At 60.3% G+C, this 16,144-nt stretch carries 17 protein-coding genes, 3 tRNA genes and 1 pseudogene; 14 read left to right on the plus strand and 7 right to left on the minus strand.

All coding sequences use genetic code 11. The features are described 5' to 3' along the window. The first annotated feature begins 1 nt into the window (after position 1). Positions 2 to 997 carry an amino acid ABC transporter permease gene (locus tag CXQ93_RS07885; protein ID WP_373418325.1) on the plus strand — a complete coding sequence of 332 codons (996 nt, stop codon included), beginning with the start codon at positions 2 to 4 and terminating at the stop codon, positions 995 to 997. Continuing rightward, positions 994 to 1,761 carry an amino acid ABC transporter ATP-binding protein gene (locus CXQ93_RS07890; protein ID WP_104109912.1) on the plus strand — a complete coding sequence of 256 codons (768 nt, stop codon included), beginning with the start codon at positions 994 to 996 and terminating at the stop codon, positions 1,759 to 1,761. Before CXQ93_RS07885 ends, CXQ93_RS07890 begins: the two co-directional genes overlap by 4 nt. 120 nt (positions 1,762 to 1,881) lie before the next feature. Here the strand turns inward: CXQ93_RS07890 and CXQ93_RS07895 are convergent, their stop codons facing one another. Continuing rightward, a complete protein-coding gene (locus CXQ93_RS07895; protein WP_104109913.1) occupies positions 1,882 to 3,336 on the minus strand; it encodes an NCS2 family permease in 1,455 nt (484 codons plus the stop codon). Between the two features lie 317 nt (positions 3,337 to 3,653). Here CXQ93_RS07895 and CXQ93_RS07900 point away from each other — a divergent pair, with 317 nt between their 5' ends. Beyond that, a complete protein-coding gene (locus tag CXQ93_RS07900; RefSeq protein ID WP_256939789.1) occupies positions 3,654 to 4,196 on the plus strand; it encodes a copper resistance CopC family protein in 543 nt (180 codons plus the stop codon). Positions 4,197 to 4,276: 80 nt separating this feature from the next. Here the strand turns inward: CXQ93_RS07900 and CXQ93_RS07905 are convergent, their stop codons facing one another. The 3 genes from CXQ93_RS07905 to CXQ93_RS07915 all read right to left on the minus strand — a co-directional run bounded on the left by CXQ93_RS07905 (position 4,277) and on the right by CXQ93_RS07915 (position 7,666). After that, positions 4,277 to 4,948 (minus strand): FAD/NAD(P)-binding protein, encoded by a 672-nt coding sequence (locus CXQ93_RS07905; protein ID WP_104109914.1) that lies wholly within the window; start codon positions 4,946 to 4,948, stop codon positions 4,277 to 4,279. Between the two features lie 100 nt (positions 4,949 to 5,048). Then, positions 5,049 to 6,356, minus strand: coding sequence for a D-arabinono-1,4-lactone oxidase (locus CXQ93_RS07910; protein WP_104109915.1), 1,308 nt, complete (start codon positions 6,354 to 6,356; stop codon positions 5,049 to 5,051). Then, a complete protein-coding gene (locus CXQ93_RS07915) occupies positions 6,353 to 7,666 on the minus strand; it encodes an amino acid deaminase/aldolase (RefSeq protein WP_146073187.1) in 1,314 nt (437 codons plus the stop codon). The genes CXQ93_RS07910 and CXQ93_RS07915 overlap by 4 nt, the downstream gene beginning before the upstream one ends. Positions 7,667 to 7,877: 211 nt before the next feature. On the opposite strand from CXQ93_RS07915, the gene CXQ93_RS07920 reads away from it, so the two are divergent. Further along, a complete protein-coding gene (locus CXQ93_RS07920) occupies positions 7,878 to 8,888 on the plus strand; it encodes a universal stress protein (RefSeq protein WP_104109916.1) in 1,011 nt (336 codons plus the stop codon). A 90-nt stretch (positions 8,889 to 8,978) separates the two neighbouring features. On the opposite strand, the gene CXQ93_RS07925 is transcribed toward CXQ93_RS07920, so the two are convergent. Both CXQ93_RS07925 and CXQ93_RS07930 read right to left on the minus strand, forming a co-directional pair. Then, the gene (locus tag CXQ93_RS07925) at positions 8,979 to 10,499 is read right to left on the minus strand and encodes an NlpC/P60 family protein (protein ID WP_258068744.1); all 1,521 of its coding nucleotides are present in this window, start codon (positions 10,497 to 10,499) and stop codon (positions 8,979 to 8,981) included. Positions 10,500 to 10,668: 169 nt separating this feature from the next. Next, positions 10,669 to 11,076 carry a metallopeptidase family protein gene (locus CXQ93_RS07930; protein ID WP_258068745.1) on the minus strand — a complete coding sequence of 136 codons (408 nt, stop codon included), beginning with the start codon at positions 11,074 to 11,076 and terminating at the stop codon, positions 10,669 to 10,671. A 208-nt stretch (positions 11,077 to 11,284) separates the two neighbouring features. Between CXQ93_RS07930 and CXQ93_RS07935 the strand changes: the two genes are divergently transcribed. The 10 genes and pseudogenes from CXQ93_RS07935 to CXQ93_RS07980 all read left to right on the plus strand — a co-directional run bounded on the left by CXQ93_RS07935 (position 11,285) and on the right by CXQ93_RS07980 (position 15,228). After that, positions 11,285 to 11,357: transfer RNA gene (locus tag CXQ93_RS07935), tRNA-Glu, on the plus strand. 98 nt (positions 11,358 to 11,455) lie between these two features. Continuing rightward, positions 11,456 to 11,529, plus strand: a tRNA-Asp gene (locus tag CXQ93_RS07940). Positions 11,530 to 11,586: 57 nt separating this feature from the next. Further along, positions 11,587 to 11,662 (plus strand) — tRNA-Phe (locus tag CXQ93_RS07945). 282 nt (positions 11,663 to 11,944) lie between these two features. After that, the gene (locus CXQ93_RS07950) at positions 11,945 to 12,412 is read left to right on the plus strand and encodes a hypothetical protein (RefSeq protein WP_181036090.1); all 468 of its coding nucleotides are present in this window, start codon (positions 11,945 to 11,947) and stop codon (positions 12,410 to 12,412) included. A gap of 108 nt (positions 12,413 to 12,520) precedes the next feature. Then, positions 12,521 to 12,910: pseudogene (locus CXQ93_RS07955) on the plus strand (Asp23/Gls24 family envelope stress response protein); the annotation flags it as partial. Between the two features lie 146 nt (positions 12,911 to 13,056). Further along, positions 13,057 to 13,248 (plus strand): hypothetical protein, encoded by a 192-nt coding sequence (locus CXQ93_RS07960; RefSeq protein WP_104109920.1) that lies wholly within the window; start codon positions 13,057 to 13,059, stop codon positions 13,246 to 13,248. Further along, positions 13,245 to 13,619: a hypothetical protein gene (locus CXQ93_RS07965; protein ID WP_104109921.1), complete on the plus strand. Its 375-nt coding sequence runs from the start codon at positions 13,245 to 13,247 to the stop codon at positions 13,617 to 13,619. Before CXQ93_RS07960 ends, CXQ93_RS07965 begins: the two co-directional genes overlap by 4 nt. Next, entirely contained in the window at positions 13,616 to 14,215 is a 600-nt protein-coding gene (locus CXQ93_RS07970) for a DUF6286 domain-containing protein (RefSeq protein WP_146073189.1), read from the plus strand. The genes CXQ93_RS07965 and CXQ93_RS07970 overlap by 4 nt, the downstream gene beginning before the upstream one ends. Then, positions 14,212 to 14,832 carry a hypothetical protein gene (locus CXQ93_RS07975; RefSeq protein WP_104109923.1) on the plus strand — a complete coding sequence of 207 codons (621 nt, stop codon included), beginning with the start codon at positions 14,212 to 14,214 and terminating at the stop codon, positions 14,830 to 14,832. Before CXQ93_RS07970 ends, CXQ93_RS07975 begins: the two co-directional genes overlap by 4 nt. Before the next feature lie 69 nt (positions 14,833 to 14,901). Then, positions 14,902 to 15,228 (plus strand): hypothetical protein, encoded by a 327-nt coding sequence (locus CXQ93_RS07980; protein WP_181036091.1) that lies wholly within the window; start codon positions 14,902 to 14,904, stop codon positions 15,226 to 15,228. A 70-nt stretch (positions 15,229 to 15,298) separates the two neighbouring features. On the opposite strand, the gene CXQ93_RS07985 is transcribed toward CXQ93_RS07980, so the two are convergent. Next, positions 15,299 to 16,141, minus strand: coding sequence for a hypothetical protein (locus CXQ93_RS07985; RefSeq protein WP_146073190.1), 843 nt, complete (start codon positions 16,139 to 16,141; stop codon positions 15,299 to 15,301). Positions 16,142 to 16,144 lie beyond the last annotated feature (3 nt).

The following is a 16,144-nucleotide window of genomic DNA, read 5'->3' on the forward strand; positions in this document are numbered from 1 at the left end:
CGTGAAGAATCCTCAGGGGCAGGGTGGCATGACACCTGCGGAGAATGAACCGCTTGCTGCCGATCAGGAGGGTGAGGCCATCAAGGCCATCCCGCTGCGCCACCCGTGGAGAGTCCTCATTGCTGCGCTCTTAGTCTTGACGCTGGCCGTATTTGTCATCGATGCTGGCCAGCGTGAGGAATTCGGCTGGGCCAATGTCAGCAAATACATTTTTGACAAGAGGATCAGCCAGGCTGCGTTGGTCACGCTGCAACTGACGGTCTATGCCATGGTCATTGCCATCGCTCTGGGCCTGTTGCTGGCCATCATGCGGCTTTCACCGAACCCTGTGGTCAAAAGCGTTGCGTGGCTGTACATATGGATCTTTCGCGGGACGCCGGTCTATGTTCAGTTGGTGTTCTGGGGAATCGTTGGACTGATTTATCCGGTGCTCACCATCGGGGTGCCGTTCATGACACCGTGGATCTCTTTTCAGAACGACATCTTGACCAACCTATTCGTCACGGCGGTTATCGGCCTCGCGCTCAACGAGGCCGCCTACATGTCTGAAATTGTCCGGGCGGGCCTGCTTTCCGTCGATGAGGGTCAAGAGGAAGCATCGCGGGCCTTGGCGATGTCGTGGGGCCAGACGATGCGTGTTGTGGTGGTGCCGCAGGCGATGCGCATCATCATTCCGCCCACCGGCAACGAGGTCATCTCCATGCTCAAGACCACATCGCTCGTCGCGGCCATCCCGCTGAGCATCGACTTGTACGGGGTGTCACGCGGCATCTCAGCCGTGACGTTTACACCGGTGCCGCTGTTGATTGTGGCCTCGCTCTGGTACCTGCTGTTCACCTCGATATTGATGGTTGGTCAGCACTTCATTGAAAAGCGGTTTGCCCGCGGGTCCGGCCGGCGGAAGGCGGAAAAGTCGCTCCAACCGCGTGGGCCGCTGCCAGCTGCGGGGGACATCACGAACATTAGAGTGAACAATAAATCGGAGGACAAGCAATGAGCGGCACACCCATGGTGCTCGCGGACCGCGTGTCCAAGAGTTTCGGCTCAAACAAGGTCCTCAGAAGCATCAGTCTGAGCGTCGAGCCCGGTGAGGTGCTGTGCCTTGTGGGGCCCAGTGGTTCGGGCAAGTCGACGTTCCTGCGCTGCATCAACCACCTGGAACGTGTGGACGCGGGCCGGCTTTCCGTCGACGGGCAGCTTGTTGGTTACCGCCAGAAGGGCGAAAAGCTCTATGAACTCAGGCCAAAGGAAGCGTCCTTCCAACGCCGAGAAATTGGCATGGTGTTCCAGCGCTTCAATCTCTTTCCCCATCTGACAGCCTTGGAGAACATCATCCAGGCGCCCATGAGAGTGAAGGGGATTCCAAAGGCGAAGGCGATCAAGCGTGCCATCGAGCTGATGGAACGCGTGGGCCTCGGCGACAAGGCAGACCACTACCCCGCCCACTTGTCCGGTGGTCAGCAGCAGCGGGTGGCTATCGCTCGAGCGTTGGCGATGGATCCCAAACTGATGCTTTTTGACGAGCCGACGAGCGCACTCGACCCAGAATTGGTGGGGGAAGTGCTAGACGTCATGAAGGAACTGGCCAGTACCGGGATGACCATGATCGTGGTGACGCACGAGATGGGTTTCGCCCGGGAGGTGGCTGATTCGCTCGTCTTCATGGACGGAGGCGTCGTCGTTGAATCCGGGAACCCTCGCGAGGTGCTTGCCAACCCGCAGCACGAACGGACCCGGGCGTTCCTCTCCAAGGTGCTCTGACACTTCCCGGCGTCTCGCATGGCAGAGACAAAAAATCGAAAGGTGAGTAGTTGCTAATGTTTCCGAGAAACATTAGCAACTACTCACCTTTCGAGGGAGAGGAGGTGCGGAGGAGCCGGGTTACTTGACCCCGAACATGTCCTCAATGACGCCGATGCCGAAGAATAGGGTGAACGCTGCGGCCACGGCCCACATCAAGGGGTGAATTTCCTTCGCGCGGCCCTGGAACAGGCGAATCAAGACGAACGCGATGAAGCCGGCGCCGAGGCCGTTGGCGATCGAGTACGTGAACGGCATGAGCGTGAAGGTCAGGAAGGCCGGGATGCCGATGCCCCAGTCGGACCAGTCGATCTTGCCCACCTGGGAGACCATCATGAAACCAACCACCACGAGGGCCGGGGCCACGGCTTCGAAGGGAACGAGTTTGATCAGCGGGGTGGCGAACATGGCCACCAGCAGGAGCAGACCAGTGACAATCGATGCCAGACCCGTGCGGGCACCTTCGCCAATGCCGGCACCGGACTCAACATAGATTTGGTTGGATGATGCTGACGCGCCACCACCGGCGATGGCGCCGAAAGCGTCAACGAGCAGGACCTTGTCAACGTCCGGGATGTTGCCATCCTTGTCCATGGTGCCAGCCTCTGCGGCAAGACCCACCATGGTGCCCATGGCATCAAAGAAGATGCTCAGCAGGATCACAAAGGCCAGCAGGATCGCGGCCAGGGCGCCCAGCTTGGAGAACGCACCGAAGAGGTTGACCTGACCAATCAGGGACAGATCAGGCCAGGACCACGCCGAAAGCTGCGGCGACACCAAGGACCAGCCCTGCGGGTTGCTTGTGGTGCCGTCGAAGGACGGGCCAATATGCAGCGTCATCTCAAGGATGTTCGCGAGCAAGGTGGAGACCAAGATACCGATCAGGATGGCGCCCTTGACCTTACGGACCACCAAACCAATGGTCAGGATCAGGCCGACCAAGAACACCAGCGTGGGCCAGCCCATGAGCTTGCCGTCAAAGCCCAGACCAACCGGAACCGTGGTGCCGGCGACGTCGGGGATGCGGCGCACAAAGCCGGCGTTGACCAGGCCGATCAGCGCAATGAACATACCAATGCCCACCACAATGGCTGTCTTTAGGCCCTCAGGAACAGCCCGGAAAACCGCTGTACGGAAGCCGGTCAGCACCAGAATGAACATGGTGATACCGGACAGGACCACTAGGCCCATGACATCGGGCCAGGTCAGGCCAGGGTTGGTGGCCACAGTGACGGCGATGAACGCGTTGACGCCCAAACCTGCCGCGAGGGCGAAGGGGTGTTTAGCCCAAGCGCCCATCAGGATCGTCAGGACACCGGCCACGAATGCCGTCACAGCCGCAACGCGCTCCAGGCCCAGCACTTCACCGGTGGAGTCGGCGCCGCCGAGGATCAGCGGGTTCAGCACCACGATGTAGCTCATCGCGAAGAACGTGGCGAAACCACCTCGGATTTCCCGCGAGTAGTTGGAGCCGCGTTCGGTGATCTTGAAGTATTTGTCGACCGCTGACAGCCTGACATCCGTTTTGGTAGCCATGTAAAGAGCCCTCCGGGCAAAGTGAAAAGAAATTAAGTTATTCGAGGAAATACTAGCTGGTAATGCAGGGGCGGGAGATAGTGGTGGCCGCTGGAATTTACCTGCACTGTGAAGCACGACGGCGTCCCTTGGCTCATGGGTTGGTCTGCCCTATGTGCCGCCCCTGTTGGGTAAACTCCCATATTGCTGGGGTAACGTGAGGTGGCATTGCCCCAACGATCGAAGGACGTTCCGCCGTGATTCCTCCCGTCAGTCGCCACTCTGGTGAGACGAACATGACATCAAAAACACTAGTGCGCCGATCTTTGGTGGGTGTAATGGCACTTTTGCTGGTGTTCTTTGCTCCGTCGACGGCCGCCTTTGCCCACGATGCGGTGACCGAAACTTCCCCGGCTGATGGCTCAACGGTGGCCACCGTCCCGGAGCAGATTCAGATCACGTTGAGCAACACACCCGCTGTTATCGGCTCGCAGGTGTTGGTAGTTGACGAGGCGGGCACCAATTGGGCCTCCGGTGAAGTTCAGGTCCTCGACAAGGCAGCCACCCAGGAGCTGCGCCCCGGAGCTCCTGCCGGCAAGTACACGGTTCAGTGGCGCCTGGTGTCCTCCGATTCCCACCCCATTGAAGGCACATTTAGTTTCACTGCCAGCTCTGCCAGTTCGGCCACTGCTGTGAGTCCAGCAGCTGGCGCAGCCGCGGGGCCCGTAGTTTCCGTCCAAGCCCAGCCGGAACCCCAGTCAGAGCCTGTTGCCGATGATTCAGCGGTGCCGTGGAGCATCATTGGCTTGGCCGTTGTCCTGGTGGGCATTGTGGTTGCCATGGTGGTTGTTGCCCGACGCCGGCTTGCTCGCGAAGATTAGTCTTTCCACCAAAAGCCCGCTGCCTATCCTCCAAGGGTAGGCAGCGGGCTTTTGCCGTTTAGGGCGGTGCTGCCGGGGCCTCAGGCGATCGCTGCGACCTGGCCCATTTCCATGGCCGCAATGCGGGAGGAAATGGAATGACTGGCTCGCTTAGCCTGGTGCAGGATTTCTTGGGTGGTGGGAACGGCTAGATCGCCCACGCCCACCAGGTAGAGGCCCAGGACATGCATACCCGTGCGTACGTCGCTGGCGGTGGACACGCCAACGCTATGGAGCACCTTGCGTAATTGGCTGAGGGCACCTCGGGTAAAGACAATGCTGTGGGCGGTAACGGTGCCGGTTGTTGTGAGCACTCGCCATTGGTGCGAGGCGGCCATGTCTGCGTCGTGGTGGTCGCCGTCGTGGTGTGTGAAGTCCAAGGCCTGGGTTGCCGGGCGGATATCCAGCTCATTGCGCCGGGCGTAGTGCTCCAGCAGCCGGACAATCTCGCTCCGTTCACTCAAGGCGGCCAGGCTGATGCCGCCCGTGGTGGGCGGCGCCGTGGGCTGCTTCAAAGGACAAGAACTATCCACCACGATGGTCTTGATACCTTGTCGGTTGAGTTCTGCCGCAATGGCTAGAGCGGAGAATCCGGAGCCAATCACCATGGTGGTGGTGCTTTCAGTGGTTTTTCCCTGCAATGCTGGCGCGCTGGGGGTATGCAGCGGCACTGTGCTGGCCCGGGGTAGGGCAATTTTTGTCGCAGCCATCATGGGCAAATGCCTCCTCGAACGGTAGGAGAATTCACGGTCGGCACAGACCAGGAAGGACTGCGCCGTAGGGCGGATCAAACAGGTGGGGATGCCCAAGAAATCAGAGCAGCACCCGATCCAGATAGGCGTTGCGAAACACTCTTTTGGGATCGAGAACATCCCGAACACTACAGAACTTTTCCAGGTCTGGGTAGAGCTCTGAAAAGTCTTTCGATTGGAGGAAGTGCCACTTGCCCCAGTGCGGCCGCCCAGCGTGTGCCTGGAAGATTTCTTCGGCGGCCCGGAAGTACTCCAACGGCGATGTTTTCACATGCTGATGGATGGCGATATAGCCGGTGTCGCGCTGGCTTGCCGTTGACAAGGCAATGTCATCCGCCGCTGCGCTGCGGACCTCTACAGGGAAGGAGATCTGTAGTCCACGCCGGGTGATCATGGTGTCCAGCTCGGCCAGCACTGTGGGGATGTGGGTCAGCGGTACGGCGTACTCCATTTCCCTGAATCGCACTGTCCGCTGTGTGGCAAAGACCTTGTGGGAGGCATCGCCAAACTCCCTGTTGCCCGTGAGCTTCGCGGCCATGGTGTTGATCTTGGGGATCACGGAGGGCGCCGTGGCAGAAATGTTGCACAGGGCAGAAAAGAGAGTGTTGGAAAGCAATGTGTCATCCACCAGATGAGAGGCCAAAGACAAGGGCTTCACGCCCCGCGGCAGCCCGCCCGGCCCATACCGGGTGTTGGTTTTAGTCAGGGCCGTCTGGGTATGTGGAAACCAGTAGAACTCAAAGTGATCGTGGGCGGCGTTGCGTTCGGCGAGCGACTCCACCACTGCTGCCAGCGGCTCCGGCCGTTCCACCGCATGGAGCATGAAGGCATCCACACACGCCAAGGTGACCTCGACAATGATGCCCAAGGCGCCAAGTCCTACCCGGGCCACCGCGAACACCTCTGGGTTCTCGGTAGCGGAACAGCGCTTCACCTCGCCAGTTCCCGTGACGAGCAATAGAGCGCGTACCTGAGTGGCAATGCCGCCAAATTTCAAGCCGGTGCCATGAGTACCGGTGGAGATGGCGCCGGAAATGGACTGCTGGTCAATGTCGCCCAAATTTTCCATGGCCAGCCCGTACGGTGCCAGCAACGCGGGAATTTCATACAAGCGAGTGCCGCCAGCGATCGTGACGAGTTTTGCTTCTCGGTCCACGTTGAGTAGCCCGCTGATGCCATCGAGGCGTAACTGCACGCCACGGGTCAGGGCAATATCGGTAAAGCTGTGCCCAGCTCCCACAGCCTTGATGGTGCCACCGCCGTCGGCAACGGCTGCGACCAGCGCCGAGACTTCGCCTACCGTGCTGGGCAGCTTCACGGCGCTGGGCCTGCAGTGCTGGTCACCGGCCCAATTCCGCCATTCACTCATACGAACGCTTTACCTTCCCCTCGATAGGTGAGCGCTCTGCCCACCCATTGTCCGCCGTCGATCATTTCCAAGGCGTCAACATGCTCACAGACTTCTCCGGACTTGGCATGGCGGAACCAGACTTTGTCACCGATGGCCAAAGTGGCGGCCGCTGTCCCGCGCAGGGGTGTCTGGACCTCACCGGCGCCCTCGGTGCCAATGAAGGACAGCCCGGCCGGGTGGACGGCCACGGGGGAGCGGTCGTTTCCTGCGGGGCCGGAGGCAATCCAGCCACCGCCCAGAACCGTGACAATGTCAGATGCCGGGCGTCTCACCACGGGAGCGGCAAATCCGACGGCGTGGGCTGGGGTGAAGCGCGAATAGCCGTCAAACAGTGTGGGGCCGAACAGCCCCGAACCGGCCGCCAGCTCCGTCACGGCAGGATCGCCAGAGGTGAGTTCCAAGCTGCCCGTGCCGCCGCCGTTGACGAATTCGAGATCGCACACATTCCGTACGGCGGCCACAACGTTGGCGCGACGGCGCATGATCTCGGCCATGGACTGGCGCTGGATCTGCTTCAGTAGCTGCGATTTGGCTAGATCGGCCACCTTGTTTCCCGTGTGAGGGGTGTCCTGCAGGCCAGCGATTTGGGCCTCGTACGCCATGATGCCCGTGAGTCGGAAAAGAGCAGTGTTACCTTGCCGGTAGCCGTTGATCGCCAGCGCCAGCGCGATGGCATCGGCTCCGGTGCGCACGGGGGAGCGGTACACGCCAATGTGTCCCAGAGCGCGCCCGGCGGCGGTAGGCCGCCAGGATGCGTCCAGATCCAGACATAGCCGAATAGGTGCAGCCGGACTGAGAGACGCAAGGGTTGCAGCCATCCAATCCAGTTGTTCCGAGGAGTCAACCATCAGCGTCACACGGGCGCAGGCCACAGGATCGGCGGCTAGCGCTCGCAGGGCAAAGGGATCGGCGGTGGGGTAGCCCACCACAATGTCAGTGAAAGCATCCGAGGGATCCGCGGCAAGCCACAGCGCCTCCGGGAGGGTGAACCCCAACACGCCGGAAAATCCAGGCTGAGCCAGCACGGCACGCAGAACCTCTTTGTTTCGGATGGACTTGCTGGCCACCCGAATGGGCTTTCCCGCGGCCCGCCGCAGCAAAGATCCGGCATTGGTGGACAGCGCCTGCACATCCACAACGGCCAACGGAGCGGACAATTCTGCACAGGCTGAATCCGCCCCGGCCCAGATGGCATCCTGAGAACCGGAGGCTGCGGCCAGCTCACCGCTGAGGCCGCGCGCCACGGCCGTATCAAGGAGTTTCAACATGGAGGCCTACTTTCCTACTTGCGAGTAATGCCAACTGTGTCACATGTGGGGGCGTAGCTGAATAGAAGGCAGATGAAGTCATGTTCGGCGCTCGCCGCACGGTAACTTGACGTGCATCACTGAACCCGCAATAGTCACAAGTACAGGCCGCGACGGTGAGGCATTCGCTGATTTTTAGTCTCTCCGGTATGTATGAACTAGGAGGCGCATCATGTCCAGTCAAGAGCAATCACCCCAAGGCGCAGCGCAGCAACCCATCCCAGCACCAACAGGGATTGTGGTAGGAATCGATGGATCCAAGCAGAGCAATTGCGCCTTGATTTGGGCGGCTCGGCAAGCCAAATTGCGCAAAGTTCCGCTGCACCTAGTCACCGCTTACACCGTGCCCATTTTTGCCGCCTCAGGCCTCGACGGCGGTTACGCAACCGTGGACGACGACGTCATCCGACAAGGTGCCGAGGCTGTCCTTCGCGAATCTGCCGCCACCGTGGCTCACCTCGATATTGAGATGGACGCGCGGGTTGAGAACGGCGACGCCGCGGGCGTCCTTCTGGAACTGAGTGAAACTGCCGAACTACTAGTCTTTGGCTCACGCGGCAGGGGTGGCTTCATAGGGAGGCTTTTGGGTAGCGTCAGCTCAGCACTGCCAGCCCACGCGAAATGCCCCACCGTAACCGTGCCACTGAGCTGCGCTCCACGGCTGGAGGCTGACTTGGAGGCGGGCACTGGTAAATCCGGCGTTGCCATTGAAAAAGTCGTCACTGTGGGCGTGGATGGTTCAGATCAGGCCCGCTATGCAGTCCTTGTGGCAGCCGAACAGGCGCAGCGCGCTGGCTGCACCCTGCGGATCATCTGCGCTGTGCAGCCCTACACAGGATCGCTGGCCTGGTTGCCTGCGCCGGTGGATCGCGAGGCGTTGTTTGCTGAGATCCAGCTCCAGCTTGATGCCGGTGAGAAATGGCTGCGCAATCACTTCCCGAAACTGCCCATTGAGGTGAAGCTACTGGAAGGGTCCGCCGTCGAAGAACTCGTGAAGGCTACCGAAACCACTGAGCTCGTTGTCATGGGAACTCGTGGCCGGGGCGGTTTCGCGGGCATGATGCTCGGCTCCACCACCGACGGCGTGCGGCACCATGCCAAGGGTCCCATCATGGTAGTGCGGGACAGGGAAGATCCTCGTCAGGATGACCGATCTGCCTTTGGCCCGTTGCTGCAAGCCTGAGCCGCAGCTAGATCTTGGTAACGCCGTGAGCCGTGGTCCTCTCCGATTCAGGAGAGGACCACGGCTCACGGCGTTACCGGGCTGAGTGCGCTAGTACCGGGCCGCGTAGGGGTACAGCGTCATGTAGGGAGTCATGTACGCCAATGAGGTGACAGCCACGGGTTCGCTGTAGTTCAGTGCCTGGACGACTTGGCCGTTTCCAATGTAAATGGCGACGTGGCTGAAACGGCCATTGCCGTCTTCGTTGAAGACCAGCAGGTCACCGTATTGCATCTGTGACAACGGTACCCGGACAGGAGCGGCCCAGAACTGGTCCGAACCTTGGCGCGGTACGGACTTGCCGGCTGCCGCGAAGGCCTGCTGAACCAGCCCGGAACAGTCAAAGGCGTTAGGCCCATTGCCGCCCCATTGGTAGGGGCTGCCAATCTTGGACATGGCGTAATTGACCATGACCTTGGTGTAGCTGCCCGACGGTGCAACGGGTGGCTTGATCACTGGCGGCTTGGGAGGTGCCACCGGTTTCGGCGCAGGTGCTGGTGCCGGAGCGACAGGAGGCTTGGGAGTCTGAGTGACAGGCGGTTTTGGCGCTTGAGCGACAGGAGGTTTTGGCTGCTGGGGTGCGGGGTTTGCCGGCTTCGGCGCGGGCTTCGGAGCGGGGCTCACCGGCTTCGGTGCTGGTGCTGCTGGAGCCTGAGGAACCGCAGGAATCACGGCTGGCGTGGTGCCGGTTACCGGGGGCCGCACCGGTGCAGGCGCATCCTTGGACGCTGCAATCTGCTCCTTGAGCGCCTCGTCGCGGGCTTTCTGGGCCAGGGCGTCAACCCTGGCGCCTTCTAGGGCCACGGTGGTGTTGTGCAAACTCGCAAGCCGTTGCAGCAAGACATCGCGTTGGGCTTGATTATCAACCACGACGGCGGCCTGGGCGTCAGCCGCGCTTTGGGCCAAAGCTCGGGAGGACTCAGCCGTTGCCGTAGCTTCCTTGGCGGCGGTGCTTGCGGCCAATGCTTGAGCATCTAATGCGGCCGAGGTGGAGGCAGCGGCCTCGGCCGAGGCAAATGTATTGGCCCGGTTGGAACTCAGAGCCATGAGGGTGGACGCCTTGTACAGGGCATCATCGCTGTCGTCGCTAGTGACGAGTGTCTGAACGCTCAGCCCCATCCCACCGGACTTGTATAGATCGCCGGCCAACTGCCCCAGCGCCGTCTTGGCCTCTGAATTTGCGGTACGGGCAGCGTCCGATTTTGCCCTTGTTGTTTCCGCTTCGGCTTGGCGCTGAGCCAAGACCACCAAAGCTTCTGTGTAAGCGTCGCTGGCGCCCAATGCGGCCATGCTGGTGGCCTGCAGGCGGTCATTGGCAGAGCTGAGAATGGCTTCAAGTTCGGAAGCAGCGGCGGCTGTGGCTGCTTCGGAGGTCTTGGCCTTAGCGATCTCGTCTTCACTCGGGATGGCAGGAAGGTGGGGAAGAGGGGCGAACTTTTGGAACGCCGTCGAACTTAATGCACTTGTGCCAAAAACCTGTGGGGAGGCTGCGGCGGGGGAGAGTAGGGCGGCAGAAGCCAAAGTGACACAAGCCAAGGTGGCGGTGCCACGAACCAAAAAGCGCATACTCATCCAGAAGCCTCACTGCAGGTCGGTTGGTGAATGCCGTAGCTCCTTATAAGAGCGCAAGCCTGAGGCTGGGGACTCACGGCGCATTTACCCAGCTATCCAGACCCTACGGCCCCGCAGAATGCTTTGGCAACACGAAAAACACCAGTCACATAAACAACAACAGTGTCATTTAGCCCCAGCCGAGCTCGTGGAGCCGCTCGTCGCTGATGCCGAAGTGGTGGGCAATCTCGTGAACCACTGTCACGGTGACCTCATGAATGACCTCATCGCGGCTGCGGCAGATATCCAGAATAGGCTGGCGAAAAATGGTGATGCGGTCAGGCAGCGAGCCTGCGTCCCACCAGGAATCACGCTCGGTGAGCGGTGTCCCCTCATAAAGGCCCAGCAGCACGGTATCCGGATGTTCGCCAGGGGCCGGCTCGTAATCGTCGGCGATAAAGATGGCCATATTATCCATTTCAGCGCGGACGCGTGCAGGAATCTGCGTTAGTGCCGCGTGTACGGCAGCATCGAATTCCGCCTCGCCCATGCTGAATGGGGTGAAGGATGGGATGCCAGCCAGGGGGTTGTGATGCATGACTCAATCCTAGTTGAAATCTCGCTAAAACACGGGTTTTTTGGGTTTCGGGGAGGCGTCCTGAGGGGTTGAGGAGGGCTGTTTTTGGCCAGTCCGGGCCGCTTGGTGGATCCTCGTTTTGTGTTCTGGGCAAATAGGCCCTATAGTTTTTGGAGTCCACTTGGAACCGAGGCGCTGGAAACGACGCCGAGGCAAAAAGGATGACTAGGCCCCCATCGTCTAGCGGCCTAGGACACCGCCCTTTCACGGCGGCGGCACGGGTTCGAATCCCGTTGGGGGTACTTGCGAGTGAGTGGTAAACCGGATGAAAAAATGCTGGTACGCTATTACTCGTGAAAATCACGCAAACGTGTGAGAGAAACAAAAGCAGTAAATGTATGGCCCTGTAGCGCAGTTGGTTAGCGCGCCGCCCTGTCACGGCGGAGGTCGCGGGTTCGAGTCCCGTCAGGGTCGCTATGGTTTTCTTGGCTAGCTCAAGAAGATCTGGTGACGATATTTTCAGATCACCAAGGCTCTGTAGCTCAGTTGGTAGAGCGTTCGACTGAAAATCGAAAGGTCACCGGATCGACGCCGGTCGGAGCCACCAGCAAGACCCCTTAGAAATAAGGGGTCTTTCTTGTTTTAAGCGTTCTGCTCATTCCAGCCCCGGTCCAGGGTTAGCAGCGCCGGTCCAGGGTTAGCGGGGTGCAGCGCAACTTCGCAACTAACGTCGCAGCGCCAGCAGAGCAACACCAACGTCAGTGCCAACAGAGCAGCGTGATGCCCTGTGTCACAATGGCCATGAGAAGTTCGGAAGCGCTCCGCCAATGGCGGAAGAAACTTAGGGGTCCTCGTGCAGATGACAAGAACTATGCGGAGATTGTTTCGCTTGTTGGCAGTTTTGCTCCTGGTTTCCATGGTGAGCACCGGGTGCTCCTTGATCCCGGACGCTGGCAGCGCAGGAGGGGGTTCCGCGTCCAACAAAACCAGTGACGCGCAGGATCAGCAGCGAGATCCAGTTGCGCCCGAAGGAACCGCTAGTGGCTCAGTTCCCGATCTGGGCGCACTGGCAGCTAATGCCGAGGCATGTCTGAGTGTGACGGCGGTGGTTTTGGCAGGCAGCAGCTTGGCGCTCCTGTCCAAGTTCGACTCGAGCGGTGAAAACACCCGGAAGCTGGCCGATCAGGTGAAAGAGTCCATGAAGAAGGTCCCAGCTGAGCTCAAGGGAGATCTGGAAAACCTTTTGACGGTTGTCAATGAGACTGCTGTGGACGGCAAGGCGTTCGATGAAAATAAGTTCAAAACGGCCATGGAGCCTATTGGTGCATGGGTTGAGAATAATTGCGGCGGCCAGTAACGGCAGAGTTTTTCTGTACTGCAATTAGCAGCGGTGGGGGCCTGCGGCGTTGCCCCCCAACTTTTCGGTGAATAGGCTTACCGTAAAGGAAACAGAAAGGGCGCGTTGATGGACTCGCACGACTTAGCAACAGGTAATCCCGCTCCCACTACCCTCACCGCAGGCGTTGGGCGAACAGTCATTGCCGAAACGGCTGTGGCCAAGGTGGTTGGCATTGCAGCTCGCAGCGTACCGGGCGTGCACGCGCTCGGTTCGGGTGCTTCACGTTCCATCGGAGCCATCCGAGAAGTGGTGGGCGCTACCGATCTCACCCAGGGAGTCAGGGTTGAAGTTGGCGAGTCCCAAGTGGCCGTCGATCTGGTGCTGATGGCCGAGTACGGTTACCCGCTCCAAACGCTGGCCAACACGGTTCGGGCAGCCGTCTACGGGGCCGTGGAGGAACTGGTGGGCCGCGACGTCATTGAGGTCAATATTGAAATTACGGATGTGTTCATCCCATCCACTGACACGGAAAAGCCTGCCTCCAAGTCCCGGCTTTCGGACCGTTTGAGTAGTGCAAAGTCTGCGGTAACACCTGCGGCAACCCCAACAGCTGCCACTGCGCCGGCTCATGGCATCGCGTCAACAGAAACAGAGGAACAACTGTGAATCTCAGCGTTGTTTGTGCAGCATTTGGTGCGTTCCTGGCATTCATGGCCTTCGCCTTTGGATTCTGGGGCTTTATTATCAGCGCGATCTTCATCGCTGTGGGCGCCTTTGTAGGCCGGGCTGCCAGCGGAAAACTTGATTGGCGCGGTGCCCTTGATGCGCTCACGGGCCGCCGCTCGTCGTCGTGAGTGAGGAACTGGTGCCAGCGCGCGATCTTGCCGGCCACAACCGCATCAGCACGCAGGCGCTGAGCTCCCTTGCGAAGGCTACGGCGGGGCAGGTGCTGGCTGTCCCTCCCGCTCACGTGCGGGTCAGCTGGAATGACGACGACGGACTCTTGGCTTTGTCTATCTCCTCGCCCATGGGCGCGCCACCCTTGAGTGCGGTGAGTCGGGATCCCGATCGGCTCACACAGGGCGGGGGCAGTATTCTCGCCCGTGCAACGGCGGCCAAAGCCAGTATCCTGACGCAGGTTGAACATCTGAGCGGCTCGCGCCTGAGCCGTGTTGACATCCGGATTTCCGGGCTGCTGGTGCGCGAAGAGGGGAGGGTTTTGTGAGCGGCCCGTCTCAAGAACGTCAGAGGGACTTGGACCGGCACATTCTGCGCCGGGAGACCCATTCGCCCCGGTCCGGTGCCGCCGTCATTGCCGCCTGTCTGGTGGCCGCGACAGCCCTGTACTTCATGCTGGAATCGATGCTGGCTGCCTTGGGTCAGCCCACGTGGCTGGCAAGTCCCGGAATGATGTTGCAATGGATTGCCGATCTCCCCGGCGATACCCCGCGGGCACTTCTGGGTGCAGCCGGGATGCTACTGGCCCTTTTTGGCCTGATCTTTTTATGCCACGGGATCCTGCCGGGTCGGCGGGCTCGGCACGTTATCAGTCATCCCCGCGTTGCCATTGTGGTGGACGATGAAGTGATTGCCTCTGCTCTCGCCAAAACCGCCCGAGTGGCCGCCGGGGTGACTCGAGAACAGGTCATGGTGGTAGTTTCGGCCCGCCAGGTGCAGGTCAATGTGCGGCCAACGTCCGGCATTCTTTTGTCTGAATCGCAGATCCAAGGGGCTGTGGAGGCGCGGGTGGCTGACATGGGATTGAATCCCGTGCCTTCCGTGAGTGTAAAACTAACTGACAGTGGGGTGATTGGCGTATGAACGGCACACCGAGAGCCCTCAATAGGTTCTTACTGTCAGTGATTGGGCTGGTCCTGCTCGTTGCAGGGGCGGGAGCGGGTGTTCTGGCCGTGAGCCCCGCTGCGGCCCGCTGGTGGCAGGGTTACGCGCAGGCGCAGCTGGACTGGTTGCTGGACGTGGAGGCTCGCACACGGCTTTTGCTGACCTCCCAGAGCTGGATTTGGCTGGCCGTTGCTGTGTTCTTCCTGCTGGTGGCGATCGTGATGATTTCCTGGATCGGCAATCAGGGCAAGGGACGGGCTAGCACGTTGCTGGACTATCAAGGAAACGCGGACGACGACGGAGCCGCCGGAGCGGTTAAGCTCAGTTGCGCTGTGGCCGAGCATGCTCTCAAGAGTGCGCTGATGGAGCGCACCGACCTTGTGGGCGTCACTGTGACAAGTTATGACTTCCGCCGACAGACCGCTATTAAGGTGCGGGTTCTACCCCGCCAAGGAGTCTCACCCCACAAGGTGGCCGGTGAGATCGCGGATCTGGTGGCGGCGTTGGATGAGCTGCTGGGCTTTGAAGTTCCGGTTCTCCTGAGCATTGGCAGCGGTGCAAGGTCACGGTTCACCAAAGCGGAACGAGTCCGCTAGTCTCGTTTCATCATTACCCTTGAGCATGACTAGCCTGGGGGTCCATAGCAAAGCATGAAGGAAGGCATCATGACTGAAAACAATGCAGGCAACGGCGCAGAAGCAGTAGACAAGGCCAAGGAATTCGCCGCGGACGCTGTGGAAAACGTCAAGGACTTCGCCGGAGACGCAGCCAGCAAAGCCAAGGATGTTGCCGGTGATGCCACGGAAAACCTCAAGGACTTCGCCGGAGACGCCACGGAAAACATCAAGGAATTCGCCGGCGACGCTGGTGAAAACATCAAGGAGTTTGCCGGTGACGCTGCCGAGAACGTGAAGGAATTCGCGGGGGACGCTGTGGAGCACGCCAAGGGTCTTGGCGCCAAGATTGCCGGCATCTTCAAGCACGACAAGTAACTACTGCTTCATCTAAAAACCCCACGACGGTCCTCGTTGCACTGGCAGCGCTGTGACGGTCGTGGGGTTTTTAGTTTGCTCGAGCCAGTTGACGCACGGGCATCCACCGGTTTGCCAGCCGGCGGTAGGCTGCGGCAGCGCCGGTGAGGTCCCCGTCGGCCAGACACTCCAACCCCATGTGCACATCGGCGGGGGAATCGTCGGGGTGCACTCGGTTGGCCACGGGACCATAATCCAGTTCCACCACGCCCGCGTCATTGAATCCGGCAAGCCAGTGGCCCAAATCTTGGAGTTCCTCAAAGAGGTCCAACTCCGGGGCCATGGCAGCCAGCATGCCTAGGGTTCGCTCCACTCTTCCCAAGGCGGTGGCCAGCGGCACCTGGATCCGCACCGTCAGGACCCGGCCATTGGCCTCAACCACTTCCATGCGGTCATTGGCATATACCAAGATGAACCAGCTGAAGGGGATGCCCCAGGTAGAATTTCGGGTCTGGATAGGCAGCTCAAGATGGCTTGCATGCGAGGCGTGCTCCAGCTGCCGGGTCCATTGTTCTTGTGGAAGAATCAGCGATGCCAGCGCTTTCATGTTGCCGGACAGCAGCTCACTGGCGCTGGCAATCGAGCGGGCCACCACCTGGTTGGGTGCGTACAACGTTTGTTCCCCCGCACCCATGGTGAGCACGCGCACCCTGTCTCCATCCGGCGTCGGAAGTGGGGTAGGGAGGGCCCGGCTCACCCGGTCAAGGGAGTCAGCCAGCTCGCCGGCATCGACGCTGATCCCGTTCTGTTCGGGGGTTCGCAGGCCCTCAATGTAGGCGAATTCGGCGAGCGTATATGCCTCACGAGGCAAGTAAACGCGCAGGCTGGAGATGAAGGGGAGTTGCACCCCGCCCAAATACAGCCCGTTACTCAATGC

It is taken from the genome of Arthrobacter sp. N199823 (genome assembly GCF_002929705.1).
Taxonomy (GTDB): domain Bacteria; phylum Actinomycetota; class Actinomycetes; order Actinomycetales; family Micrococcaceae; genus Specibacter.